The sequence below is a fragment of the Bacillus sp. RC51 genome, assembly GCF_044908115.1.
In the GTDB taxonomy this organism is placed as follows: domain Bacteria; phylum Bacillota; class Bacilli; order Bacillales; family Bacillaceae_G; genus Bacillus_A; species Bacillus_A mycoides.
In genome coordinates, this window is record NZ_JBIYCW010000004.1 from 213,000 (window position 1) to 238,138 (window position 25,139).

General features: G+C 31.9%; 24 protein-coding genes, 1 pseudogene and 1 riboswitch. Of the genes and pseudogenes, 21 read left to right on the top strand and 4 right to left on the bottom strand.

Annotated elements, in window-relative coordinates; all coding sequences use genetic code 11:
* Positions 1–43: 43 nt before the first annotated feature.
* The gene (locus ABH959_RS11565) at positions 44–727 is read left to right on the top strand and encodes a lipoprotein BA_5634 family protein (protein ID WP_113936550.1); all 684 of its coding nucleotides are present in this window, start codon (positions 44–46) and stop codon (positions 725–727) included.
* A 76-nt stretch (positions 728–803) separates the two neighbouring features.
* On the opposite strand, the gene ABH959_RS11570 is transcribed toward ABH959_RS11565, so the two are convergent.
* A complete protein-coding gene (locus ABH959_RS11570) occupies positions 804–1,145 on the bottom strand; it encodes a DUF3914 domain-containing protein (RefSeq protein ID WP_113936350.1) in 342 nt (113 codons plus the stop codon).
* 278 nt (positions 1,146–1,423) lie between these two features.
* Here ABH959_RS11570 and ABH959_RS11575 point away from each other — a divergent pair, with 278 nt between their 5' ends.
* The 10 genes and pseudogenes from ABH959_RS11575 (at position 1,424) to ABH959_RS11620 (ending at position 13,548) form a co-directional block, all read left to right on the top strand.
* Positions 1,424–2,665, top strand: a complete 1,242-nt coding sequence (locus tag ABH959_RS11575; protein WP_113936351.1) for an esterase/lipase family protein — start codon at positions 1,424–1,426, stop codon at positions 2,663–2,665.
* 86 nt (positions 2,666–2,751) lie between these two features.
* The gene (locus tag ABH959_RS11580) at positions 2,752–3,777 is read left to right on the top strand and encodes a homoserine dehydrogenase (RefSeq protein ID WP_098168297.1); all 1,026 of its coding nucleotides are present in this window, start codon (positions 2,752–2,754) and stop codon (positions 3,775–3,777) included.
* A gap of 96 nt (positions 3,778–3,873) precedes the next feature.
* Entirely contained in the window at positions 3,874–5,322 is a 1,449-nt protein-coding gene (pdxR, locus tag ABH959_RS11585; RefSeq protein WP_002085207.1) for a MocR-like pyridoxine biosynthesis transcription factor PdxR, read from the top strand.
* A gap of 4 nt (positions 5,323–5,326) precedes the next feature.
* Positions 5,327–6,241: a D-alanine--D-alanine ligase gene (ddlB, locus tag ABH959_RS11590; protein WP_404492614.1), complete on the top strand. Its 915-nt coding sequence runs from the start codon at positions 5,327–5,329 to the stop codon at positions 6,239–6,241.
* Between the two features lie 73 nt (positions 6,242–6,314).
* Positions 6,315–6,420, top strand: a riboswitch (TPP riboswitch).
* A gap of 125 nt (positions 6,421–6,545) precedes the next feature.
* The gene (tenA, locus tag ABH959_RS11595; RefSeq protein WP_113936352.1) at positions 6,546–7,232 is read left to right on the top strand and encodes a thiaminase II; all 687 of its coding nucleotides are present in this window, start codon (positions 6,546–6,548) and stop codon (positions 7,230–7,232) included.
* 331 nt (positions 7,233–7,563) lie between these two features.
* Positions 7,564–9,945, top strand: coding sequence for a pPIWI_RE module domain-containing protein (locus ABH959_RS11600; RefSeq protein WP_113936353.1), 2,382 nt, complete (start codon positions 7,564–7,566; stop codon positions 9,943–9,945).
* A gap of 210 nt (positions 9,946–10,155) precedes the next feature.
* Positions 10,156–10,923, top strand: a complete 768-nt coding sequence (locus ABH959_RS11605) for a DUF3959 family protein (RefSeq protein ID WP_002085215.1) — start codon at positions 10,156–10,158, stop codon at positions 10,921–10,923.
* Between the two features lie 143 nt (positions 10,924–11,066).
* Positions 11,067–11,401: pseudogene (locus ABH959_RS11610) on the top strand (DUF3995 domain-containing protein); the annotation flags it as partial.
* 364 nt (positions 11,402–11,765) lie between these two features.
* On the top strand, positions 11,766–12,824 hold the full coding sequence (locus ABH959_RS11615; RefSeq protein ID WP_113936354.1) for a glycosyltransferase: 1,059 nt from the start codon (positions 11,766–11,768) through the stop codon (positions 12,822–12,824).
* Positions 12,825–13,068: 244 nt separating this feature from the next.
* A complete protein-coding gene (locus ABH959_RS11620; RefSeq protein ID WP_404492616.1) occupies positions 13,069–13,548 on the top strand; it encodes a homoserine dehydrogenase in 480 nt (159 codons plus the stop codon).
* Positions 13,549–14,147: 599 nt separating this feature from the next.
* Here the strand turns inward: ABH959_RS11620 and ABH959_RS11625 are convergent.
* Positions 14,148–14,339, bottom strand: a complete 192-nt coding sequence (locus ABH959_RS11625; protein ID WP_002070042.1) for a hypothetical protein — start codon at positions 14,337–14,339, stop codon at positions 14,148–14,150.
* A gap of 624 nt (positions 14,340–14,963) precedes the next feature.
* Between ABH959_RS11625 and ABH959_RS11630 the strand changes: the two genes are divergently transcribed.
* Complete coding sequence (locus ABH959_RS11630; RefSeq protein WP_002085220.1) at positions 14,964–15,167, top strand: hypothetical protein; 204 nt, start codon at positions 14,964–14,966, stop codon at positions 15,165–15,167.
* A 352-nt stretch (positions 15,168–15,519) separates the two neighbouring features.
* On the opposite strand, the gene ABH959_RS11635 is transcribed toward ABH959_RS11630, so the two are convergent.
* The gene (locus ABH959_RS11635; protein WP_002142003.1) at positions 15,520–15,723 is read right to left on the bottom strand and encodes a hypothetical protein; all 204 of its coding nucleotides are present in this window, start codon (positions 15,721–15,723) and stop codon (positions 15,520–15,522) included.
* Positions 15,724–16,021: 298 nt separating this feature from the next.
* On the opposite strand from ABH959_RS11635, the gene ABH959_RS11640 reads away from it, so the two are divergent.
* The 6 genes from ABH959_RS11640 to ABH959_RS11665 all read left to right on the top strand — a co-directional run bounded on the left by ABH959_RS11640 (position 16,022) and on the right by ABH959_RS11665 (position 21,372).
* The gene (locus ABH959_RS11640; protein ID WP_404492617.1) at positions 16,022–17,026 is read left to right on the top strand and encodes a DUF1835 domain-containing protein; all 1,005 of its coding nucleotides are present in this window, start codon (positions 16,022–16,024) and stop codon (positions 17,024–17,026) included.
* A gap of 146 nt (positions 17,027–17,172) precedes the next feature.
* Positions 17,173–17,577 carry a hypothetical protein gene (locus tag ABH959_RS11645; RefSeq protein ID WP_002032464.1) on the top strand — a complete coding sequence of 135 codons (405 nt, stop codon included), beginning with the start codon at positions 17,173–17,175 and terminating at the stop codon, positions 17,575–17,577.
* A 160-nt stretch (positions 17,578–17,737) separates the two neighbouring features.
* Positions 17,738–18,973 carry a cytochrome P450 family protein gene (locus ABH959_RS11650; RefSeq protein WP_113936356.1) on the top strand — a complete coding sequence of 412 codons (1,236 nt, stop codon included), beginning with the start codon at positions 17,738–17,740 and terminating at the stop codon, positions 18,971–18,973.
* A 267-nt stretch (positions 18,974–19,240) separates the two neighbouring features.
* Positions 19,241–20,524 carry an MFS transporter gene (locus ABH959_RS11655; RefSeq protein ID WP_113936357.1) on the top strand — a complete coding sequence of 428 codons (1,284 nt, stop codon included), beginning with the start codon at positions 19,241–19,243 and terminating at the stop codon, positions 20,522–20,524.
* Positions 20,514–21,143: a Vat family streptogramin A O-acetyltransferase gene (locus ABH959_RS11660; RefSeq protein WP_113936358.1), complete on the top strand. Its 630-nt coding sequence runs from the start codon at positions 20,514–20,516 to the stop codon at positions 21,141–21,143. The genes ABH959_RS11655 and ABH959_RS11660 overlap by 11 nt, the downstream gene beginning before the upstream one ends.
* A 73-nt stretch (positions 21,144–21,216) precedes the next feature.
* Entirely contained in the window at positions 21,217–21,372 is a 156-nt protein-coding gene (locus ABH959_RS11665; RefSeq protein WP_000046089.1) for a DUF1540 domain-containing protein, read from the top strand.
* Positions 21,373–21,474: 102 nt separating this feature from the next.
* Here the strand turns inward: ABH959_RS11665 and ABH959_RS11670 are convergent, their stop codons facing one another.
* Complete coding sequence (locus tag ABH959_RS11670) at positions 21,475–21,972, bottom strand: PadR family transcriptional regulator (protein ID WP_088033681.1); 498 nt, start codon at positions 21,970–21,972, stop codon at positions 21,475–21,477.
* 140 nt (positions 21,973–22,112) lie between these two features.
* Here ABH959_RS11670 and ABH959_RS11675 point away from each other — a divergent pair, with 140 nt between their 5' ends.
* From ABH959_RS11675 to ABH959_RS11685, 3 genes are all read left to right on the top strand, one after another.
* A complete protein-coding gene (locus ABH959_RS11675) occupies positions 22,113–23,327 on the top strand; it encodes a cytochrome P450 (protein WP_113936359.1) in 1,215 nt (404 codons plus the stop codon).
* A 114-nt stretch (positions 23,328–23,441) separates the two neighbouring features.
* Positions 23,442–24,020, top strand: coding sequence for a cysteine dioxygenase family protein (locus ABH959_RS11680; protein ID WP_113936360.1), 579 nt, complete (start codon positions 23,442–23,444; stop codon positions 24,018–24,020).
* 177 nt (positions 24,021–24,197) lie between these two features.
* Positions 24,198–25,049, top strand: a complete 852-nt coding sequence (locus ABH959_RS11685; protein WP_002085231.1) for a Cof-type HAD-IIB family hydrolase — start codon at positions 24,198–24,200, stop codon at positions 25,047–25,049.
* Positions 25,050–25,139: the final 90 nt, after the last annotated feature.

Below are 25,139 nucleotides of genomic sequence, written 5' to 3' on the forward strand. Positions count from 1 at the left end.
TTGTAAGACTACATTAAAGTATGTGGAAAAAATGAACTGTATGATGAAAGGAAACGCGATGAAAAGAACTTTAACTATTTTTATGTTAACGATACTACTTTTAATAAGTTTTAGTGCATGCTCTAAAAAGGAAAATCCATTTCCTGCAAACGGTTTATTAATCATTGGAGATGAAAATAAAATTCCACCAATTATTAATCGTTATCAAGAAATTACGAAAGAAAATGAAGTGTTTTCTGTGAAAAAAGGTAAAGTTGGAAATGGACAGGTATTAATTTTAAATGAATCTACAGCACAAGCATTGATTAAAGAAAAAGTTTTTCGTAAACGAGATAATGGCTCCAATTATATTATAGATACGTTACCGAAATTCCCAAAAGAAGGTTCGCTGTTGTTTACACATGAAGACGAAAAGAATATGAAAAGTATTGAATTAGAAGGAAAAGAGATTCCAGTTTCATACGATAGTGACGCTTGGATAGGTAACACTCGTAAATATCCAACGCAATGGTATGTGATTGTAGCACAAAATAGTGTGTATAAAGAAATAAAGGTAAATGAAACGAAAATGCACCTTCTTCATCTGAAAAAATCTTTAGGAGATGAAAAACCTAAAATGTCGACAGATAATACATTGGTTAATGAAAATGTCAAAGTAACAAGGCTAATTAAAGGTTTGGAAGGAGAAGTATCTTTTCAATTTGTAACGATTGGAGAAAAATCTTAAAAAAGAGTTCAAGGTTGATAAAAACTTTATCAATCTTGAACTCTTTTTAGTTTATAGACCAATCAAATATTATGCTTTACATTACTTCATCTAATCGGGCCTCACTCGTTTCTTCAATCGTATTTGAATTTTGAACTGAATTATTTTGAGCTTCTTTTTCTTTACGAGACTTTTGTAGCATTTCAAGGATGATCCATAAAGGAACACCTTTATCCTTTAACATCTTCCATAAATCTAATTCGTTAAATTTATGCTCAGGCTGTTTCATTTCTTTTTCAGAGGAACGAATATCGAACTTGATAGGATCATCCGCTTTCTTACCTTCAAGTTTAGTAGAAGAGATAGTATTATGCTCAAGAATAGATGGAGTTATTTTAGTAGGTTGAGATAATGTATGAATGTTTGATTCAATTTGCATGCTTTTTCCTCCTTTTCAAGTAATGAAATAAGTTTTCTTATGATTATTAAATCCATTTGACATGAGGAAACTATATTCAATTATAAATTCAAATAATCAGATTTAAAAGTTGTATTGTGAAAAGTAAATGTTTACTTGAATTAATATTTATCAACATTTGTGTATGTTGTCTATATATACAACGTATATAAAATACTTTACATTATGTTTAAGTTAAAAACTGATTGTGTCAATCTTTTTCACAGAAAAATGAAAGCGTTTAATTAGGGGGAGAAAGTATGGGGAAGTTATTTTTAAAAGTATGTTTTTTTACATTAGTGACTGTTTGTTCATTCGCAGCGAAAACAACATACGCTGAAGAGAGACAACAAAATAATTATCCTATCATTTTAGTGAATGGATTTGCTGGATGGGGTAGAGAGGAAATGCTAGGGGTAAAATATTGGGGTGGTGTTCATGATATACAAGAAGATTTAAAAAGAAATGGTTATACAGTACATACTGCAGCTGTTGGGCCAGTTTCTAGTAACTGGGACCGTGCATGTGAATTATACGCGCAAATTAACGGTGGAACAGTAGACTACGGCGCGGCGCATGCTGAGAAACATGGACATAATCGTTTTGGTAGAACTTATAGTGGATTTGCACCGAATTGGAGTGAAACAAATAAAGTTCATTTAGTTGGGCATAGCATGGGTGGACAAACGACAAGAACATTAGTGCAGTTATTAAAAGAAGGCAGTTATGAAGAAAAAAATCATGTGAAAAATCATCCGAACGCAAAGATATCACCACTATTTGAAGGCGGTAAATCGTATGTTCATAGTGTTACAACTTTAGCAACTCCTCATAATGGGACAACACTTGCAGACGGGAGTCTTCTATTGCCATTCGTTAAAGATTTTCTCATTACAGCTGCGAGTTTAGGAGGAAACAATAATTTATCATTATATGATTTTAAATTGGATCAATGGGGTATGAAAAAATATGCTGGAGAGTCCTTTTTCCAATATACTGATCGTATTTTAAATAGTTCAATTTGGGAGAATACAAAAGATATTAGTCAATGGGATTTAAGTACTGATGGAGCAAAGGAGTTAAATAATTGGGTAAAGACGCAATCGGATGTATATTACTTATCCTATAGTGGACATGCATCGCAAGCAGCACCTATAACAGGTTTGCATCTACCGCATATAACAATGAATAAAGTGCTAATGGGGAATGCATTCTTCTTAGGCTCTTATGCAAGATATGAAGAAAACCGACCATTAATAGATACTTCTTGGTGGCAAAACGATGGTGTAGTAAATACAAATTCTATGATTGCGCCTGCGTCTAATACTTTTGTAAATAATAATGAGTCTTTACAAATTGGAAAATGGAATCATATTGAAATGAAAGCAAATTGGGACCATCTTGATATGGTAGGGCTTAGTGTTTCAGACACGTTAGGTTTTTCTAACATTCAAGAGTTTTATAGAACAATTGTTGGAAAATTATCACGTCTACCGAAATAGATAATATAAAGCGCTCTCGATGGAATTCGAGGGCGCTTTATATTATATTGAAAGAGGGATTTGGTATAAAGATATGGGGGGATATTATGAAAATTCAAATTGTATTATCAGGATACGGGACAGTAGGAAGAGAGTTTATAAAATTATTAAATGAAAAATATTTATATATAAATGAAACATATGGAATTGACTTAGTTGTTAGTGGAGTGATAGGAAGAAATATTGCAATACATAACGGGAAAGGTTTGCAGATTAATGATTTATTGACGTATGGTGATGGTTCTGCTGCAATTGAAAAATATATCGAACATTATCCAGAGGAACGCGGAACGATTAATATAAATGGTACTGTATTGGTTGAATCAACTGCTACAAATCTTAAAAATGGAAATCCAGGGAAACAGTATATGAAACAAGCTATTGAAAAACAAATGGATATAGTAGCTATTTCAAAAGGTGCACTTGTTACAGCTTGGAGTGAACTGAATACAGCAGCACGTATTTCAGGCTCACGCATTCGATATAGCGGTGCAACTGCCGCTGCGTTACCGACATTAGACATAGGACAACTAAGTTTAGCAGGTTGCCATATTGAAAAAATAGAAGGAATATTGAACGGGACAACAAATTATATCCTTACAAAGATGCATGAAGAATATAAGACGTTTGAAGAAGCATTGCAAGAAGCACAAAATAAAGGAATTGCGGAGACTAACCCGTTATTAGATATAAGCGGGATGGATAGCGCTTGTAAATTATTACTTTTGACGAATAGTTTAATGGGAAACGATTATTCACTCAAAGATATAAAAATAAACGGAATAGAGCACGTTACAACGCAACAAATTCAAAATGCAAAGGAACAAAATAAATCAATTAAATTAATTGCATCAGCATATAAAGATGATAATGGAAAAGTAAACCTTAGTGTACAACCTTGTAATTTAGAGAAAGAACATCCGTTAGCAAATATAAATGGCACGGAAAAAGGAATTACGTTCTTTACAGATACAATGGGACAAGTCACTACAATTGGTGGAGCTTCTAATCCACGCGGAGCTGCAGCTGCTGCTTTAAAAGATGTAATCAATTTATATCGAAATGATTTATAGGCTTTATAACCGTACCGCTATTAATAAAAAATACATATGTAGTGGACCTTTTGAGAATGAAATAAATATGCAAAAATAATTGCAGGGGGTAAGAAATTGTTTAAAGATTTTAAAGTTGTAAAAGATCGTCCCGTTTATATTCAATTAAAGGATTATTTAAAAAAGATGATTATGAAAGGGCATTTGTTGGGGGACCAAAAAATCCCATCAACAAGGGAACTGAGTGAATTATTATCAGTGAGCAGAAATACAGTACTCTCTGCATATGCGGATTTAGAACAAGAAGGACTCATTTATGCAGTTAAAGGAAAAGGAAATTTCGTTGCGAAGGTGGATATAAGTAACACCTCGTCTGTTGAAATAGATTGGAAAAATAAACTTAATACAGTTACCACATTAGCGGATGAATTAGACTTAATGAAGCATGGAGTTCGCTGGGAAAAAGGAATGATTGTTTTTAATAGTATAGCTCCGGACGAAAAGCTATTTGATGTTGAAAATTTCAAAAGAGCTTTTCTTACTCGTATGTCCATTGAAGGGGATATCGTATTGAACTACGGATATGCCAAAGGTTATAGACCGTTAATGAATTATTTACTTCATTACATGGAAATGAAAGGTGTAGATATTTCGAACAAAGATATTCTAATTACAAATGGATTTACAGAAGGATTAGATATTGTGTTATCTTCTTTATCGAAGAAATCAGGGCGTGTTATTTGTGAGAACCCAACTCACCATGCTGCATTGAAGCTTTTTCGTTTACATGGACTTGAAGTTCATGGAATTGATATGAATGATGATGGTATTGATACGAATGAAGTAGAAAAAAGTTTGCGTGAAAAGGATTTTGATTTCGCGTATTTAATCCCTTCTTATCATAATCCAACTGGTATTGTTACGAGTTCGGAGAAAAGAACGGAATTGATGAGGTTATTTTCAAAATACAAGATCCCTATTATAGAGGATGGGTTTAATGAAGAATTACGTTATTCGGGTTCACATTTATCGCCATTATTAACTTTTGCAGGGGCTGGTAATAATGTGATTTATATTAGTAGCTTTTCAAAGGTACTTTTCCCTGGTTTACGTGTAGGTTGGATCATTGCAGATAAAGAACTGATACATTATTTAGAAAGTGTTAAAAGAGCCAGAACCATTCACACATCTACGTTAGATCAAGCTGTTCTGTTTCAATATTTACATGAAGGATATTTTGAAAAATATTTAAAAAAAGCAAGATCTGTTTATAAGAAAAAATATGAGTTAGCTGTTGGGGCGTGTAATCAGTACATTCCGTTTAAAAGAATGACTGGAGACGGTGGACTTCATTTGTTTATAGAGTTGGAAGAAAAAATTCAAGCCCGCACACTTTTACAAAAGTGTTATGAGAAAGGAGTTACCTTTTCTCCTGGTGATGTTTTTTACTCTGATGGAGGAGGAGCGAACACATTCCGATTAGGATTTTCACGTTTGAAAGAACAGGAAATTGTTAGAGGGATTCAAATAATTGGTGAAACTTTAAAAAATGAAACTTGGAGTTGAGAAAATGAGAATTGGCGTTATTATGGGAGGAGTATCCTCTGAAAAACAAGTATCAATTATGACTGGGAATGAAATGATTGCACATTTAGATAAGAGTAAATATGAAATCGTTCCAATTACGTTAAATGAAAAAATGGATTTAATTGAAAAAGCGAAAGACATTGATTTTGCATTGCTAGCATTACACGGAAAGTACGGAGAAGATGGTACAGTTCAAGGGACGCTAGAGAGTTTAGGTATTCCTTATAGCGGTAGCAATATGTTATCTAGCGGTATATGTATGGACAAAAATATTTCGAAAAAGATTTTGCGTTATGAAGGAGTAGAAACACCAGATTGGATTGAACTTACAAAAATGGAGGATCTAAAGTTTGAGGAGTTAGATAAATTAGGATTTCCGTTAGTGGTAAAACCAAACTCTGGCGGCTCAAGTGTTGGAGTTAAGATTGTCTATGATAAAAATGAATTAATCTCTATGCTGGAAACTGTATTCGAATGGGATTCTGAAGTAGTAATTGAGAAGTATATAAAAGGTGACGAGATTACATGTTCAATTTTTGATGGGCAACAGTTACCTATCATTTCGATTCGACATGCTGCTGTGTTCTTTGACTATAATGCAAAATATGATGATACTAGTACAGTTGAAGAAGTTATTGAACTTCCAGCTGAAATAAAGGAACGTGTAAATAAAGCGTCACTGGCTTGTTATAAAGCATTAAAATGTAGTGTTTATGCAAGGGTTGATATGATGGTGAAGGAAGGAATTCCATATGTAATGGAAGTTAATACATTACCAGGGATGACACAATCAAGTTTACTACCAAAAAGTGCGGAAGCAGCGGGAATTAATTATAGCAAACTATTAGATATGATAATTGAAACTTCATTAAAAGTAAGGAAAGAAGAAGGTTTTTAAGGTAGTTATATAATTAATTCTTTTGACAGTTCCATGAATTATGCTATGATAATTACAATACGACAACTAAATATTTATCCACTAGGGGGGCCTTTTATAGGCTGAGATCAGATGAAATTTTGAGACTCTTAGTACCTGATCTGGTTAATGCCAGCGTAGGGAAGTGGGAAAGACGTTGCTATTTAACGAATATATACTGTCAATTTCACTTTCTTTACGCCTGTAAAGAAAGTTTTTTTTATTTTACAGCTTTAATAATTGTGGATAAATACGTATATTTTTTACATTATTTGGAGGGATTTAAATGACTTTTTCACAATCATTACGTAAAGAAGTAGATTCAATTTGGGAAGCAAGTTTTAGCCATCCTTTTGTAAAAAAACTAGGCGAAGGAACATTAGATTTAGCTAGTTTTCGATATTATGTGCTTCAAGATTCTTATTATTTGAGTCATTTTGCTAGAGTACAAACGTTAGGTGCTGCAAAGGCTCTTGAATTAGAAACGACAGCTCGTATGGCACACCATGCACAAAATACGTATGAAGCTGAGTTATCATTACATGAGAATTTCGCAAAAAAATTAGGGATTACAAAAGAAGAAAAAGATAATTTCATTCCTGCGCCAACTGCATATGCATATACATCTCATATGTATCGTGCAGCTTATGAAGGGCATTTAGGAGATATTATTGCGGCTATTTTACCTTGTTATTGGTTATATTATGAAATCGGTGAACGATTAAAAGAATGTCAACCAGAAGAGCCAATTTATCAAGAATGGATTTCTGCATATGGGTCTGATTGGTTCCGTACTCTAGTAGAAGAGCAAATCACACGATTAGATATGATCGCTGAAAAGGTAACAGAGGCAGACCGTAATCGTATGAGACAACATTTTATTTTTAGTAGTCAATATGAATATTCGTTTTGGGAAATGGCATATACAGTAGAAAAATGGCCGATGAATGAAGAAGTTAAAGGTGTTATTTAATTAAGAGTATATAAAAGGTATCGCTATATAAAGAGGCGATACCTTTTATTATATTTAGTTTCTGTAATTTTTTTGTAAATCATAGATAAAAAATATAATAATTCATTATAATGATTTTATAATATAAAGTCCCATAAGGAGGTAGTTATATGTTAATAGGTATTTTATATTAATTTGATTTTAATAATGTTTTATTTATATAACTAAATGTAATTTAGCTATTTCCTTTAATGTGCTTGGTTAAAATTTGATTCGTTAATGCTTAAAAAATTGGTATCTTTTCTAGTATTATTCATGATCAATATAAATTAAGAGAGGAAGTATTAATAATATGGAAAAATTACAGTTATTAGCATTTAAAAATATAGTAGAACCCCTCTATAATGAGAAAGTATCGTATATTTATTTTCCTATTGAATGGCTTGAGATTGTAGAGATACATTATAGAACATTTTTATTAACGAGCAAATTAAAACTTGTAAATGAAAGATTGTATGAAATGTTTTCTGATATATTATTCATTCAGCATAATCCATATATATTAAAGGAAGATACACCTTGGATTGTGGCTAAGGAACCAATGAGACAAGAACAGTTAGACTATATTTTCCAAAGCTGGTATGAGGTTATTCGTGATTGGAAACCGAATAAATTAATAGATCCACCACATTTAGAATGGCAGCATGATTTAATTAGTAATTTACCAGTATTACATGATAAAAAAACGTTTTCTAAATGGGTACCGGCTCTAATTACTCATATCTTTTGCGAACAGCCTTTACGTATGGAAAATAAAAATGAGGAAGAAATATATTTTTCGCCACTGCGATCACAACATATTTCTGAAGCGATGTCTGAGCCAATTAAAGATGAAGAAACACATGATTATTTCGCTTATGTATATCGGTTTGAATACGTAACTCGTGGAGGTGAGAATATTCCGCTATTAAAAGTATCTGTAGGGATTAGGCGGTTTTATCAACAATATAATCATAAAGATATTTCTATACTTTTAGGGCGAAAGCGGAGCCAAATACTGATTTCAACTCCTGAATTTGAATTAAATAAGAAACAGCAAAGGTTTATAAAGTTAAAAGTGCAACAAGCTGAAAAAGGAATAAAGTGGATTAAACGTTTTAGAAATTTAAAAGATGATTATAGGATAGGGGGAGAAGTTAAATTAGAGCGCATTCTCCAATGTCCGAAAGAGTATATTAGAGGAACTAATGTAAGAGTACTTCTTCCATATAACGAAAATATATATAAAGTTCAAGGAACAAAAATAAAATTTGGTATAAAAGTAAGAGAAAAAGAGGAACTTTTTAATGAATTCCAACGAATATTCCCATACTTCACATTACTTCCAGAGGGTAAAAAAGTATTAACTAATAATGAGAATGAGTTATTACCTTTATTTGCACCAAAGGGATTAGACACAATTACCTTAGAAGTATGGTCAGATGATATAGTAATAGAGATAGAACAAGCGTTATTAGATAGCAAAATAGTTTTAGCTCAAAACGGAGATTCCTCCTATGTATTAAATGCAGACAATCCGGTGTTGTTAAAAATAGTAAGATATAACATTGGGAAATTGTTACAAAATCCATATAGAATGCAATATAGTCATAAAAACAAAAAGAAACTAGTAGACGATGTCGTAAAAGCTGTACATGCTACGGCAGGTGAGCAAAATGAAATGAAATTAGCATTAATTGCAATGAAAAATTGTGATGGTCGCGAAAAAATTAATCCAAAGCAAATTATTCGGGAAGGATTCGCTCAAACGGAACGTATTTCAGCATTTATTAATTTATTTATCGGACAAAGTGTATCTAAAAAAGAAATTATTAATGCCATTCTTAGTTTGTTAGAACAAAAGGGGTTCTTAAAGTGTAGTTGGAATAAGATAAAATTACCGGGGATAATTGTAAATTTATCAATTGAGAAAATGTCTAAATATGATTTCTTACCTATTTTTTCAAAAATAAATGGGAGAGAAATATTATATAAATTATATGGTCAAGAAGAATGGGGCACAATTGATCATACTTTATTAAATATAGGTAATAATAAAGTGTTTTTACCACAACCATCAAAAAGGAATGATATAGGAGTCAGTTTTAAACAATTTATGTCAGAAACATTAGTTGAAATTTCACAAGATGCACATAAACAAAATAAAGAAGTTTATTTTATTGTAGATGCCAATATGAGGAAATATTGGATAGAGGAATTACAAAATAAAAGCGTTAATATTGGGGTTTCACCTGAAATAATCTCAAATTTAAAAGAGGATATAAACATAATTAGAATTAATACTAACTCAGATGTACCGAACTATATTGTTAGAGACCAAGAACATGTTATGAATGAAACGAGATTATTTGTAGATCAAATGGGAATTTACTATAGCACGGCTGCATACGAATTAGATTGTAATGAGATAGTACATCAGTACATACTCGAAGTTATCCCGCTTGGTGTAAAATCTGAAGAGAGAGAAGAAATCGCCAAAATGATACATTACATGTGCTGTAAATCAACCTTGCTCTCAGAACAAAATATTCATAATACGCATGTAATGCATATGGCTAAATTAATTAAAAATTATACTACCGATATTGATTCAAGGGAGTTTAAAGAATTCAATGACGAATTAGATGAAGATGTAATAATTTTTGAAAAAGAAGATACATTGATATTAATATAAATAATAGTGTACAAATCCTGCTAGTAATAATGAGCAGGATTTGTCATTTTTCATTGTAAATATAGATATGATTTGTCATGTATATTTTCGGTTTCATATTTACTTTATTTACATACAGGATTAAGATGTTTTTTAGAAATACAAAAACTACATCATATGGAAAAGCGATTTTTATTAATTGAAAAGAAAATTTGAAAGGAATGGGGAATTGTGAAGAAATTAGATGTATTATTAATGCTACTGAGCGGCCTCTTTCCAATTGCAGGAATGTTAAAGCAAATCCCTCTTGAACAATCTTTATATATTGGAGGACTTTTATTTTTTACTAGTTTCGGTAGTTACTTTGCGAAAAAGATATATTCACGTATATGTAGCTGGATAGCCTATGCACCATTTATAACACTACTGTTAGTTATTTGGAATCAGGATATTTCAATAAGTTCAATAATAGCGAACGCGAAAATCGCCGCTTGCATTGCGTTAATTCCGTGTTTATTCCGGTTTCGTACATACGGGCTTACTTTGGGCTTATTCTCATTATGGGCCGCGTTACTATGGGATATAAAAGAAGTGCAGTCGTTAGTCATACTTGAGCGTATGATGAATTTAATGACAAGCCATTATTTATATATTCTCCTTTTAGTTGGAGGACTTATATTAGGTGGATTACTTGCGATGTTATTACACCGTAAAGAGAAAGACACTAATAAAGAAAATACTAATTTATTTAAACAAAAAAAGAAACGTAAAAGGCTATCATTTAAGATCCGCTTTCCAAGATTACCGAAATTTAAGATGAAATTATTTAAGTTTGGTGGAAAAGGTTCTAAACGTAAAAGGCCAGAAACAATGCATGAGCGTAATAACGAAGAACCAGTTGTAACATATGAAATGGCAGAGCAAATAGATCAATATAAAGAAAGTACTGTTCAAGGACAAACTAGGATGGAACGTCGAAAAAATAGGTATAATGCATAATAAATTCCACTAACCCCTTAATGATTTATCGTAAAATTGATAAATCACTAAGGGGTTTTTATGTAATTAAATATAGGTTGCGTATGAAGTATTCATAGCATATTTTAAAGGTAAGGATTTAAGTAAAATAATAGGAGGACAAAATGCTTATTATTACATATATTTCTGTTTGCATATTATTTTTAGTTAGTTTTTTACATGTTTATTGGGCTTTCGGAGGTAAGTGGGCGACAAATAGTTTCATTCCAACTAAAGCTGGAGAAAAGGCGTTTACACCAGGTGCAGGAATGACATTGTTCATTGCGTTATTGTTAAGTATGGCAGCAATGATTTTATTACAACAAGAAAATATTGTTTATTTCGCAGTTCCCAATGTTTTTGTTCAAATAGGACCCTGGGTTTGTATGGTTGTTTTTTCATAAGAGTAATTGGTGAGTTTCATTATTTTGGTATATTTAAACGAAAAAAAGATACGCAGTTTGCTAGAATGGATACTGTTTTATATGTACCACTTTGTGCATTTTTATCTTTATCCTTCTTATTAGCAATAATAACGTGAACATATAAAAGGTAATTGTATAGTGAATTTAAAAAATATAAATATACGTATGTCGGATAAGCGGTTTCTGTGTAATCAGAAACCGCTTATTTTGTATGATTGCATTTTATTGCAAAAGAGTGTGACACATTATAGCGTATGCACAGTTTTAGAAGTATTAGTCAATTAAATAATAACTTCATGTATATCTTGAGGTATGTATTTGTGAAGATAATTTCTTTTTCAATCATATAATACATTAGGAGGAGGGATTATCTTGACCGAAATAACAATTAGTTTATGCATGATTGTAAAAGATGAAGAGCAAGTTATCGCAAGGTGTCTAGATTCAGTAAAACACATAGTTGATGAAATCGTTATTGTAGATACTGGATCTACAGATAGAACTAAAGATATTGTTCGAAAGTATACAACTAATATTTATGATTATAAGTGGAATGATAATTTTGCGGCGGCCAGAAATTTTTCATTTTCTAAAGCGAAAAAAGATTATATTTTATGGTTGGATGCTGATGATGTTTTATTTGAAAAGGATCAGCAGAAATTTTTAAATTTAAAACAAGAAATGAATAATGATATTGACGCTGTATTAATGTTGTATCATTTGAATACTGGATTAAGTATGGAGCTAATGTATATTACAACACGTTATAGGCTTGTTAATCGCTCAAGAAATTTTCAATGGATTAACAAAGTGCACGAATTTATACAAGTTGAAGGAAATGTGTTGCACACGGATATAACTATTACTCATTGTAAAGAAAAGCCAAGAATTGATCAGAATTTTAAAATTCTCCAATCCATAATTGAGACAGAAGAAGTTACGCTTACAGATTGGTTCAATTATGCGAATGAATGTATGTTTCAGCAAAAGTATGATCAGGCAATTCAATTTTATAAAAAAGTATTAGATAGTAAAGAAAAATGGGGAGAAGGAAATGTTTATGTGTGCGGAAACTTAGCGTATTGTTATATGCAACTTCAAAAGTGGGATAAAGCATTAGAAACTTTTACAAGGGCTTTTCAATACGGGAATCCAAGAGGGGAAATTTGTGTTGGGATAGGGCATGTCATGATGGAACAAAAAAAGTATAAAGAAGCAATTCGTTGGTATTTAGCAGCCACGAAAATTACATATCCTAACGAGGCGATACTTTATAACCCCGCAAGTTACAATTGGGTTCCATATTTCCATATAAGCTTGTGCTACAGCCATTTAGGAAACTATGAAAAGGCGTTACAGTATAATGAATTAGCAGCAAATTATATACCTAATCATCCAGCGGTAATATATAACCAGCAATATTTTAATACTTTATTACAAAGTAAAGAGAAGGGTTAATTAAGCAAATAAAGTCAAGTTATTTTTATTAATGATTTCATTTTCTATAGTGATATACACAATATTAATTATGAGGATGGACTGCTTCTAGTTGGTACGTAACTTAAGAAATTATTACAACTATGTAAGGTTAATGTAATGATAATTGATAGTAAATTAAGATGTTTGAGTGTATTGTTAATAGGATTTAAAAGTATTTTTTATATATAAGGGGAAATAATATTTAATTAGGAAGTGTAATTAAATGATTGAAATTAAATCTATTATCCATTCGTACAAACTAAAGAGAAGAATAGCTAGGGATTTATACGGCAATAGAGATGAATTGACGCTGTTATTAAATGAATTTAATAATATAAAATGTACGGCTGCATCTGAAAAAAAGAAAAATAGTATGCTATCTCGTTTACAATTAATTTATCAAAATATGAAATTAGATAAGCAGTACCCTCTTCCATTTACTTTAAATAACAAGTTATTGGAGCGGTTAGAAAATGAATCTCTTCAAACTATTGAGGGTTGTGTATCATGTCTACATGTAATGTTGAATATAAATTATGAGAAAATAAAACATTATGGATCGAGCACAAGTAGGTCATTTGTTCCATTATCGCAATCTTCAATTTGTCTTGCTGATTGTGTTTGTTTAACAGGAGTTGTATTGGGGTTACTAGGAACAGTGACATTTGGAGGATTAATGTTATCTGTATGTTCTCTTACATAAAGAAAAAAGGACACCCACTTAAGGTGTTTTTTTTAGCTACTTAGGAGAGCTTTTGAGATAGGAGGGACATGGATTCAAATCTATAGTTACACATTTTTATTGTGTTGTGTAACTTAAAAAGGAAAGTATCAGCAACTGCTTATTTTGTATGACTATAAACATTGGCTATTTGGGAGCTGTAATAGAATGCTTAGAAGGGGGCAAAAAATGGTGTGTGAAATATTAATAAAAAAGGACAAGTAGTCGTACCTACTGTCCTTTAAAGGAGAAAAGTCTTTTGGTTAAGAACTACGAATAAACAGAAAATCTGCTTGTAATTAGTTTTATCCCAAATACTCATGCCTATACAAAAAAGGGATAAGTTCAAAAATACTTATCCCAGGAAGGGAAATCCCAAACACCAAAATGGCTTGTATTGGTATACAGGTTCAAAAGTAGTATATGTCAAACAAAAAATCTCATACAAAAAGCAGACAATCAAAAGTATTGTCTGCCAGAAAGTCAGATGAATTAGCCAACTGTGAAAAATTGCTTTCCCACTTAAAGAAGAGTAAAGGCAACAAATTTGAAAGAAATGAATTGGGATTTAGTTATTGCTTCTATGAATGATGCATTTTTTTCATTTTTTTTGTCCCCAAAAAACAACTAATAATTGCGAGTAATGCATTTGAAGAAATGAAATTTACGGTCCAATAAATTCCTGTTCCAGCAATTATATCGATAATTATAAATCTTTTAATTGCCGAACTTTGTACTACATGAAAAATAAATTGATTGTTATCGTTACCCAATGTTATCACATCCCTTATCTAATATATGACAAGGCATGCTTGCTCTAGTCTTCATGATAATATACGAAAAAGAGTAATTAGCAGAGGCTTATAAAGTAGTTATAAATAAAAGATAACTATCGGAAGTTAAATTATTAACTTCAGTGAAAAAAATAACAATCATAATTTATCCTGCGTTATTGATGGGATATTATGTTTTACTTAAGGGCTTATGCGGAAAGTTTGATGAAAAATTCTTTCATTAAAAGTACGATTCCTAGCAGAAACAAGACTTCAATTGAGAACCAAAACATACTTTTGTGAGGTTTTTTAAACTCCATAATAATTGATGAAAATAAAAAAATTGCGATAAGTATGGTGATTAAGAGTCGGATTATATCAACCATTAATAACACTCCTAATATTTAATCAGTATTATTATGTAATCTTTTCCAAAGATATATAATTCTAGAAACATTCTATTGAAATTTTAATGAAAAGAACAGGTGGTGTTTAGTAGCTTTTTTCTCAAAATCATTTCAAACGTGTAGTGGGAAGTGATAAAAGTGATAAATCCACGTTTTAATAAAAGGATGTAAGCGTATTTTTAGCGAATTATAGATAATTAAGAGAGGCGGTGACACTATGAAGTATGTAAAAGTCAGTATGAATGGTGGAAGTGAGCACAAATTCTCAATGACTTTAGAACGATTTGAAGAGTTTATTACTACAGAGAATGGATTATTAGAAAATAAATTAGTTTGTATTGAAAATGTAATGATTAACCCTACTAATATATCTTCTGTAGTTGAAAAAATTGGTGTACCTGCTAAATTTATGGAAGTGTAAAGGTAATTAGATAAAAAACATCCATGGGGATGTTTTTTGTTTATAAATAAAGCAATTGTACAATGAAAGTATGAGAAAATTTTATTAGTAATAATGTAGGCTATTAAGAATGAATGGATATAGAAAGGTCTTTTCTAGCGTGTTAGTTACTCCAATGTGTATGTATCTATTTGGTATCTAGACATTGTGCTTTCTAGTGCACAATGTAATAAGTACAAGCATATAGTATGTAATAGGACAAGATCTTCGTGTCCTACTAAATACTCAGAAAAAACCTCTAATCACATTAGGGCATCCAATAGCAGGGTGCTCTAATTTTTTATGAAAAATGTAGCTTCACAACGGTTTCGTTTCAATTATAGTTTTCTTTAATGTTAATAAATATTAAGATTAATATGATAGCAATAATTAAATTAGACAAATAGAAATTTTGGTGACACAGTAGTTCAAAGATGACATCGAATGTATACAATAAAGCGACAGCAGGTAATATACAAATAAATATAAATCTCCAATTTTTTAAATAATGTTTATAATTAGTAAGTACTTTCGCCATTAATATTGCTCCTGTATTTTTTATTTTCTATATAATTATACATTTAAATAAAAAGATTTACAAAGTGTTTAAAAATTATTTAGCAACTAATGTGATTTTGGGAGATAAATAAGGAGGAAGAAAAAAATATTATAGATCTATAGATTGAGAGGAACATAGAGAAAGCTTTTGTTAAAAACTTAGATGGCTGCAGCAATCTGTGTAATAAACGATTTGATTTTAAAAAGACTTTTAAACATCTGGGCTAAAATGATACACTATAATCTACGTTATTTTAGAAATGAATAGAGGGATTTATATGATAGATAAAATTAAAAATGTTGTAGAGGATATGTATGAAGATGAAGCAAAACATTTACTTCAAAGTATTCTAATACAGTTAGATGTATTAGACGGGAATTATAGCGAAGATATGATAAAAAATTTAACGAGTATCCCTAAGCAATTGACGAGTCATACAACGCAGGAAAAAAATTTAGAAGAAAGCACACACATTCATATTGCCTTTGATGATTCAACTGCTGGATGTTTAAAATATATGTTGAAACAAGAAGGATTACACGAGGAGAGTGTTGTTTCATACTCTGAATTCTTTTCAATTGGTCCCATACATCAATTACATACGAATGAAGGTCAATTAGCAAGGGCACAGTGGTTATTAAATAACTTAACTTCTTATGATTGTTATTTTGAAGAAGAGTATTTACCAAGATTTAAGGAGACTTTAGAAGAGCTACATTCAATTCCGAATGAAACACCAATTACCATCTGGAAGGCGGATAATGCCCATGAGCACGTAGGGCTTTGTTTTGCAATTGCGCAATTAAAAGATAAGAAAAATATTCGTCTTATGAATACTTCTGAAGCGAGTAGAGAAATATTAAAACAAGATTATGATATCCGTGGAACTGGAGAAGTATCTCCTGAAAGTTTAGCTCTTTTCCAAAAAAGTTTTGTGGAATTTCCGTATTTAACTGAAGTGAAGCGAATGAAGTTTGCACATGAGTGGGATAGGTTATCGCAAAGCACGGAGTTTTTAAGAGTTTGGAAAGACGATGAAGTGCATTCTGTACAAGAAGATTATTTTGATCAATTCATTATTGAGTGCGCGAAAAATGTAGGAGCAGATAAAGAGTTTCATAAAGCTTCGAGAGTAATAGGTGAAGCACTTGGACTTGCGGATCAATTGGTTGGGGATACGTTTTTGGAATATCGCTTGAAAGAATTAATTAAGCAAGAAGTATTTGAATATGAAGGTTCGTTAGATCAAATGCGTTTTTATAGTGTGAAGTTAATAAAATAAAAAATATATTTTGTTTATAAAAAAGCTCGTATTTTAAAAATACGAGCTTTTTTTAGATGAATTTAGGCTATACATAAGCTTCCTATGAATGGCGTATCACATATGAATGTTAAAAGAAACAAATGAAAAGAAGGTGATGGGTTATTATGTATAACCAACAAAACTATCCATATGATCAAGAGATGTATTATAATCCACAAAACTACGGTTATGAATCTACAAATGAAGTGAGAGATATTGAACAAGAAGACTATAGACCAGATGATGCGGAAGATGCTCCAACATCACCACCACCGTCACAAGCTCCGTCGTTACCGTCCACATTTGCTTCTCCAGCACAAGCAGGCAATATGAAATCTTGGATGTGTAACTGTTTAGGAAGATGGGGCTATTTACGTTTACATCGACCTGGTCCTTTCGGAAGAGATTTATGGTTCTTTCCAACCGAGGTAAGAAGAAGCGGGGTTTCAGGCTACACTTGGCAAGGTGGTCGTCGTCGTAAAGTAAGTTATCGATATCAACAAATTAGTAATTTTATGTGCTTCGCATAATAGGAAGTGAGAGAGTAGAATAATTTTACTCTCTCACTTTTTTATTTTTCAATATACGAAGTAAGATTTTAATTAAAAATTTACAATTTTCTAGTTTTTATTGAAGTATAATTCAAATGTTAGGTTGATTTACACAAATAATTGAGAGTGAGGGAATGTAATGTCAATAAAAAATAAGGTTGGCCGAAAAATAGAGGATGGCATTAATTTAGCTTCTGCTCAGTTTAAAGAAGATGCTTATGAGATTTATAAAGAATCGCGAAAAGTGCAACCTATTTTATTTGTCAATAAAGTCGAGATTGGTACAGAATGGCTCATTACAAGATATGAAGATGCTCTGCCACTTTTAAAAGATAATCGCTTAAAAAAAGATCCAAATAATGTTTTTTCTAAAGATACAATGAACATGTTTCTTTCTGTTGACAATAGTGATCATTTAACAACGCATATGTTAAATTCGGACCCACCTAACCACAGTCGTTTACGATCTTTAGTTCAAAAAGCTTTTACACCAAAGATGATTTCACAATTAGACGGAAGAATTCAGAGAGTAGCGGATGATTTAATAAATGAGATAGAGCAAAAAGGTACATTAAATCTTGTAGATGATTATTCATTCCCATTACCGATTATTGTAATAAGTGAGATGCTTGGAATTCCAAAAGAGGATCAAGCGAAATTTAGAATTTGGTCTCATGCCGTCATTGCATCGCCAGAAACACCTGAAGAAATAAAAGAAACCGAAAAACAACTATCTGAGTTTATTACATATCTTCAATATATAGTTGATGTAAAACGGAAAAATCCAAAAGAAGATTTGGTTAGTGCGTTAATACTTGCAGAAAATGAAGGGCATAAACTTAGTGCTCGAGAGCTATATTCAATGATCATGTTATTAATTGTAGCCGGACACGAGACGACAGTGAATTTAATAACAAATACGGTATTAGCACTTCTTGAAAATCCGAAGCAATTACAGTTATTAAAAGATAATCCGAAATTAATTGATTCAGCTATTGAGGAAGGATTGCGTTATTATTCTCCAGTTGAGGTGACGACTGCAAGATGGGCGGCTGAGCCGTTTCAAATTCACGAACAAACAATCCAAAAAGGAGATATGGTCATTATCGCATTAGCTTCAGCAAACCGTGATGAAACAGTATTTGAAAACCCAGAAGTATTTGATATTACACGAGAAAATAACCGTCACATTGCCTTTGGGCATGGTAGTCATTTCTGCCTAGGAGCACCACTTGCTAGGTTGGAAGCAAAGATTGCTATTACTACTTTGTTTAAACGGATGCCATCGTTACAAATAAAAGGTGAGCGTGAAAAAATTAATTGGCAAGGTAATTATTTAATGCGTTCTTTAGAGGAATTACCATTGTCTTTTTAGAATAGTTATATTGAGACATGCATACACGACAAATGATTAACATAGAGTATGTATGTGTTATTTAAATTCGAAACGGAAGGGTGAAAACATCCCAATGATCAACTAATTCTATTTGTAAGAGATCTTCGTTAAAAAACGAAATATTCTTCTGAATAGGATTAGTATGTGCATATATAGAAAAGGGATGTGTTTCGCACTGCGAATATATAGTCTTTTCATATGATTTGTGCTGCCTCCTGTTCAGAACACGAAATAGGAGGCTTTTTTATGTCGACGACTGCAGAAACGAAACAAAATCATGGGGTATCACAAGTATTAAAAAATCGATTTGTGCAAGGGATTCTAGCATCAGCATTATTTTTACAAGTTGGTATTTGGGTTCGTAACTTTGCGATATTACTTTATGTTATGGAAATGACGAAAGGTGATGCTTTTGCCATTTCGATGATTTCGGTTGCTGAATTTGCTCCCATTTTTATTTTCTCATTCATTGGTGGAACTTTTGCTGATAGGTGGAAGCCAAAGAAGACAATGATATGGTGTGAGACGTTAAGTTCTATTTCCGTATTCGCTGTATTAATTACTCTTATGTTTGGAACGTGGAAAATCGTGTTTTTTGTGACGCTTATTTCTGCAATCCTTTCGCAGTTTTCTCAACCATCTGGTATGAAGTTGTTTAAACAGCATTTATCAACGGAACAAATTCAATTAGCGATGTCTATATATCAAACGATATTTGCAATATTTATGGTGTTAGGACCGATTCTTGGAACATTTATTTTTCATAGTTTTGGAATTTATATTTCAATCATCATAACAGGTATCGCTTTTTTACTTGCAGCAGCTGTGTTGTTATTTCTTCCGAAAGATCTTGAAAATGATAATGAGAAGAAAGAAATTACGCTGTTACAGGAAATGCTGGATGGTATTAAATATGTAAAAAAGAAAAAAGCATTAACTTTGCTAGGGTTTTGTTTTATGGCAGCTGGACTAGGTATAGGTTTAATTCAGCCACTAGGCATCTTTATTGTGACTGAGCAGTTAGGGTTATCAAAAGAGAGTTTACAATGGTTACTAACAGTAAATGGTGCGGGAATGATTGTTGGCGGGGCTTTAGCGATGGTATTTGCGAAAAACGTCGCTCCCCAAAAGATGTTAATTGTAGGGATGCTCGGTCAGGCAATTGGAATTGGTATTATAGGCTACTCCACAAATTTATGGGTGACACTTACGGCACAACTTTTTAGTGGTTTAGCTCTTCCATGTATCCAAATTGGTATTAATACGCTCATTATTCAAAATAGCGATACCGATTTTATTGGTCGCGTGAACGGCATTTTAAGTCCACTATTCACCGGTTCAATGGTAGTAACGATGAGTATAGCTGGTTCCTTAAAGGAGATGTTTTCATTAGGTACGATGTACGAGGGAACGGCTCTACTATTTATAATTGGATTATTGTTTATTTTACCTATATACAATTTAAAGCCAGTAATAACAGTAGAAAGTGAAATGAATGGTAAAGGAAGTGCTGTGCAACATGAATCCTAATCCAAATGTTAAATACCCTATTGAAGGAAATCAAAACGTTCATTTTATAAAAAATACAATAACGAAATCTAATATATTTGTTGGTGACTATTCTTATTATGATGCGAAAGATGGAGAAACATTTGAAGATCGAGTATTATATCATTATGAATTTATTGGAGATCGGCTTACCATTGGAAAGTTTTGTTGTATTGCAAATGGAGTTACCTTTATTATGAACGGAGCGAATCACCGGATGGATGGATTTTCGGCATATCCATTTAATATATTTGGAAATGGGTGGGAGAAGTATACACCTAGTTTGTCTGATTTACCTTACAAAGGTGATACAGTTATAGGAAATGACGTTTGGATTGGTATGGATACAACTATTATGCCCGGAATAAAAATAGGGGATGGTGCAATCATTGCAGCTAAATCTGTTGTGACTAGAGATGTCGCACCATATACAATTGTTGGCGGAAACCCTGCAAATAAAATAAGGGAACGATTCACAAATACAATAATAGAAGAATTATTGCAAATTCAATGGTGGCATTTTGACATTGAAAAAATAACCGAAAATATAGATGCCATTGTACAAGGAGATATTGAACCATTAAGAAAGTTAAAAAGGTAATAAAAAATGCATGACAAAGAGTATCATACCTCCGAATTTTGTTAATGATAATAGAACAAGGAGGTGTGATACTATGGCACAAGACGTTTTATGTGAAGTAAACAACTGTAAATTTTGGGCTAACGGCAATAAATGTAGTGCAGATGCAATTTATGTAGTAAGTCATAAAGGTAAACATGCATCTACAACTGAAGAAACAGATTGCAAAACTTTTGATCCAGAAGTATAAATTTTTGAAGGGTAGCCAAATCGTGGTTGCCCTTTTATTAATTATAGTATTGATAATAAATCTCATTTTCATTCATTGTTTTTAACTTTTCTTTTTATTTTTTCATATTTTCTTCATAAGTGATGCAATCCAGAGCAATTCATGTTCAATACGTGATTTACTAAATTCAATGACTTCTGTAATAAAAGATGAGCTAACATGTAAAGATTGAATAGCAGTAAGTTGTTTATGTAGTACGTCTTGGCGTATTGTCAAAATTTCTTTTCTAGCTTCGTAATCAAGTTTTTCAAATAGTGCGATACGCACAAGGAACTCAGCGTTATTTGTCGCAATCTTTTCGGGAAACTCTCTTAACATTTCAGAAAAAATTTCTTCTCCTGTTTCAGTTATGTCGTACATATTTCGGTTTGGCTTTCCGACTTGTTTATGTATTTTTTTCGTTATAGCGCCCATATTTTCGAAGCGCCGAAGAGCGGGATACAGTGTATTATGATTTAATTCGAAATTCTCACCTAACCGATTTTGAACATTTTTCTTTATTTCATATCCATGTTTTGGTCCAGTCGTTAATTCTGCTAGTAATAAAATGTCAACGTACATAAAAATCCCCCTTATATATTTCTCAAGTTCTCCAATGAAAAATCTCCTTTAACATATGTTAAAATAACATATGTTAGATTATACAACTTTGAACTACCGACCTATCACTTTTATTGTAAAAGAAAAGGGAGGAAAGAACTATGGCTTCGCCTGAAAATGTGATTTTAGTTCATGAAATTTCAAAGCTGAAAACAAAAGAAGAATTGTGGAATCCGTATGAGTGGTATGAATTTATGAGGGATAACCATCCGGTTCATTATGATGAGGAGCAGGATGTATGGAATGTTTTTTTATACGATGATGTAAATCGAGTTTTATCGGATTATCGCTTATTTTCCAGTAGAAGGGAACGAAGACAATTCGCAATCCCACCTTTAGAAACTAGAATAAATATAAATTCTACTGATCCACCAGAACATCGCAATGTACGTTCTATTGTTTCTAGAGCATTTACTCCAAGAAGTTTAGAACAATGGAAACCTCGAATACAGGCTATCGCAAATGAACTTGTACAACATATCAGAAAATATAGTGAGGTTAATATCGTTGAAGAGTTTGCTGTAGCTTTACCTGTTACCGTCATATCCGATTTATTAGGAGTACCAACAACGGATCGTAAAAAAATTAAAGAATGGTCTGATATTTTATTTATGCCGTATAGTAAAGAAAAATTTAACGATTTGGATGTAGAAAAAGGAATTGCGTTAAATGAATTTAAAACATACCTTCTTCCAATTGTCCAAGAGAAAAGATATCATTTAACCGACGATATTATTTCAGATTTAATACGAGCTGAATATGAAGGCGAAAGATTAACCGATGAAGAAATAGTTACTTTTTCTTTAGGTTTATTAGCGGCAGGTAATGAAACAACTACAAATTTAATTATTAACAGCTTTTATTGCTTTTTAGTAGATTCACCTGGAATATATAAAGAGTTAAGAAAAGAACCTACGTTAATTTCAAAAGCGATTGAGGAAGTTTTACGCTATCGTTTTCCCATTACATTAGCTAGGAGGATTACTGCGGACACAAATATATTTGGACCTTTTATGAAAAAGGATCAAATGATTGTTGCGTGGGTTAGTGCAGCAAATTTAGATGAAAAAAAGTTCTTACAAGCTTCTAAATTTAATTTACACAGAATAGGAAATGAAAAGCATTTAACCTTTGGTAAAGGTCCTCATTTTTGCTTAGGGGCGCCACTTGCACGTTTAGAAGCTGAGATTGCATTAACTACCTTTATAAATGCCTTTGAAAAAATAGAGTTATCTCCATCGTTCAATTTAGAAAAATGTATATTAGAAAATGAACAAACATTAAAATACTTACCTATTCTTTTGAAAACTAGGTAAAACGTTCAGCAAGGTACAAAATTACTGTACCTTGTTTTTTTATTTCTCAATTGTAAATTTTTAGTGGTCTATTTAGTATGGAAGTGTGTGAAAGAAGAGTGGAGGAGGATGCTTATGTTAACGTGCGATGGGAGTAAAACGTTTCAAATATTTATTAAAGCTGTAACTGATTTAATAGATGGTGATTTATTGGAAGAACAAATCGTGTGTGAAATTGAAACATTACTAGAAGAACTTTTAGAAAAGAAAACATGGCTTCCGTTAGATAAACAGAAGGTGAATTCGGCTCAATATGCACGACACTTACTGTATGAAGATCCGTTAAAACGTTTTGAAGTATTAGCTCTCGTATGGAAAGATGGACAATCTACACCATTACATGATCATGATGGCACATGGGGAGTAGAAGGCGTTTTTTCAGGGAGGATAATGGTGCAGAACTTTGTTCAAACGAAGCAGCTTGGAAATTCACTTTCTTATTTAACACATACAGGAAATCTTTATTTGGGAGAAGGCGAAACAGATAAAGTAATGCCACCAGCTGATTGTCATATTCTAGAGATATCCGGAAATGAAAGCGTAATCACTATTCATATATACGGAAAACGTTTAGAAAAGTTTAAAGTATATATACCAACAGAAGAAAAAAACGTATACATGTGTGAGACAAAATATATTAGTTATAGTTCATAGTTTAAAATCAAAAGCTTTTCTTTAAAGAGAAAAGCTTTTGATTTTATTTTTAATTATTTCTTGACCTGAAACGCTTTTCATAAATTATAAATAAGAAGTACTTAACGAGCTCAATATGAAAACGATACCTTTTTGTTAAATAGATCTCGTGTATTTATAGAAAGTGGTGAAGAAATAATGAAATTAATCGCAATTGATCTAGATGGAACTCTTCTTTCAGGGAATAAAATGATTAGTAAAGAGAATGCAGAAGCAATTCGGAAATGTCAAGAAGCTGGCCATGTTGTAGCAATTTGTACTGGACGTTCTATTGTGGATATTGAACGACTATTGTTAGAAGTTGATTTGGAGTGTCCGATTATCGCGGAGAATGGTGCACTTATATATAAAGATAAAAAAATGATGAAGAGATACCCAATTCAAAATATGCAGGCACTTGAGATTGTAGAATATCTTGAAGAGAATGGCTTGTATTATCAGCTTTATACTAATAAAGGTGTGTATGTACCGGATTATGGAGTAGAGAGTGTACGTAATGAAATCGAGTATGTGAGGAATGCAAAAGAGAATTTCGATTTGAAAGAGTTAGAAACGATTGCTGCATTATACCTTGAGCATACAGCATTTCATAGTACAGAAAGTTGTAAACCAATTGTAGAAATGGATATACATGTGCATAAACTTTTACCGTTTTCTTATGACATAGAGAAATTAAAAAAATTAAAAGAAACGTTTCTGCATAATACGGATTTAGCTATTACATCTTCCTACTGGCATAATTTAGAGATTAATCATCGAGATGCTCAAAAAGGAAATGGATTATATACTTTAGCAGAACATCTTAATATTCCGGTTGAAAACACTGTAGCAATAGGCGATGGCTTAAACGATGTTTCTATGATGGAGAAAGCAAATATATCAATTGCAATGGGAAATGCAGTTGAAGAAATAAAAGCGATGTGTCAATACGAAACGTTAACAAATGAAGAACATGGTGTCGCACATGCTTTATATAAATATGTAATGTAATAAAAAAAGAAAAAAAGAATCCAAATAGATTCTTTTTTTCTTTTTATTAGGGGTAAGGTATTCTATGAGATTCATAGAATACCTTATTAC

Excerpts from the sequence above, each read along its gene's own strand:
- ABH959_RS11565 (WP_113936550.1), top strand. The coding sequence starts at position 44 with ATGAAAGGAAACGCGATGAAAAGAACTTTAACTATTTTTATGTTAACG.
- ABH959_RS11570 (WP_113936350.1), bottom strand. The coding sequence starts at position 1,145 with ATGCAAATTGAATCAAACATTCATACATTATCTCAACCTACTAAAATA.
- ABH959_RS11575 (WP_113936351.1), top strand. The coding sequence starts at position 1,424 with ATGGGGAAGTTATTTTTAAAAGTATGTTTTTTTACATTAGTGACTGTT.
- ABH959_RS11580 (WP_098168297.1), top strand. The coding sequence starts at position 2,752 with ATGAAAATTCAAATTGTATTATCAGGATACGGGACAGTAGGAAGAGAG.
- ddlB (WP_404492614.1), top strand. The coding sequence starts at position 5,327 with ATGAGAATTGGCGTTATTATGGGAGGAGTATCCTCTGAAAAACAAGTA.
- tenA (WP_113936352.1), top strand. The coding sequence starts at position 6,546 with ATGACTTTTTCACAATCATTACGTAAAGAAGTAGATTCAATTTGGGAA.
- ABH959_RS11600 (WP_113936353.1), top strand. The coding sequence starts at position 7,564 with ATGGAAAAATTACAGTTATTAGCATTTAAAAATATAGTAGAACCCCTC.
- ABH959_RS11615 (WP_113936354.1), top strand. The coding sequence starts at position 11,766 with ATGATTGTAAAAGATGAAGAGCAAGTTATCGCAAGGTGTCTAGATTCA.
- ABH959_RS11620 (WP_404492616.1), top strand. The coding sequence starts at position 13,069 with ATGATTGAAATTAAATCTATTATCCATTCGTACAAACTAAAGAGAAGA.
- ABH959_RS11630 (WP_002085220.1), top strand. The coding sequence starts at position 14,964 with ATGAAGTATGTAAAAGTCAGTATGAATGGTGGAAGTGAGCACAAATTC.
- ABH959_RS11635 (WP_002142003.1), bottom strand. The coding sequence starts at position 15,723 with ATGGCGAAAGTACTTACTAATTATAAACATTATTTAAAAAATTGGAGA.
- ABH959_RS11640 (WP_404492617.1), top strand. The coding sequence starts at position 16,022 with ATGATAGATAAAATTAAAAATGTTGTAGAGGATATGTATGAAGATGAA.
- ABH959_RS11645 (WP_002032464.1), top strand. The coding sequence starts at position 17,173 with ATGTATAACCAACAAAACTATCCATATGATCAAGAGATGTATTATAAT.
- ABH959_RS11650 (WP_113936356.1), top strand. The coding sequence starts at position 17,738 with ATGTCAATAAAAAATAAGGTTGGCCGAAAAATAGAGGATGGCATTAAT.
- ABH959_RS11655 (WP_113936357.1), top strand. The coding sequence starts at position 19,241 with ATGTCGACGACTGCAGAAACGAAACAAAATCATGGGGTATCACAAGTA.
- ABH959_RS11660 (WP_113936358.1), top strand. The coding sequence starts at position 20,514 with ATGAATCCTAATCCAAATGTTAAATACCCTATTGAAGGAAATCAAAAC.
- ABH959_RS11665 (WP_000046089.1), top strand. The coding sequence starts at position 21,217 with ATGGCACAAGACGTTTTATGTGAAGTAAACAACTGTAAATTTTGGGCT.
- ABH959_RS11670 (WP_088033681.1), bottom strand. The coding sequence starts at position 21,972 with ATGTACGTTGACATTTTATTACTAGCAGAATTAACGACTGGACCAAAA.
- ABH959_RS11675 (WP_113936359.1), top strand. The coding sequence starts at position 22,113 with ATGGCTTCGCCTGAAAATGTGATTTTAGTTCATGAAATTTCAAAGCTG.
- ABH959_RS11680 (WP_113936360.1), top strand. The coding sequence starts at position 23,442 with ATGTTAACGTGCGATGGGAGTAAAACGTTTCAAATATTTATTAAAGCT.
- ABH959_RS11685 (WP_002085231.1), top strand. The coding sequence starts at position 24,198 with ATGAAATTAATCGCAATTGATCTAGATGGAACTCTTCTTTCAGGGAAT.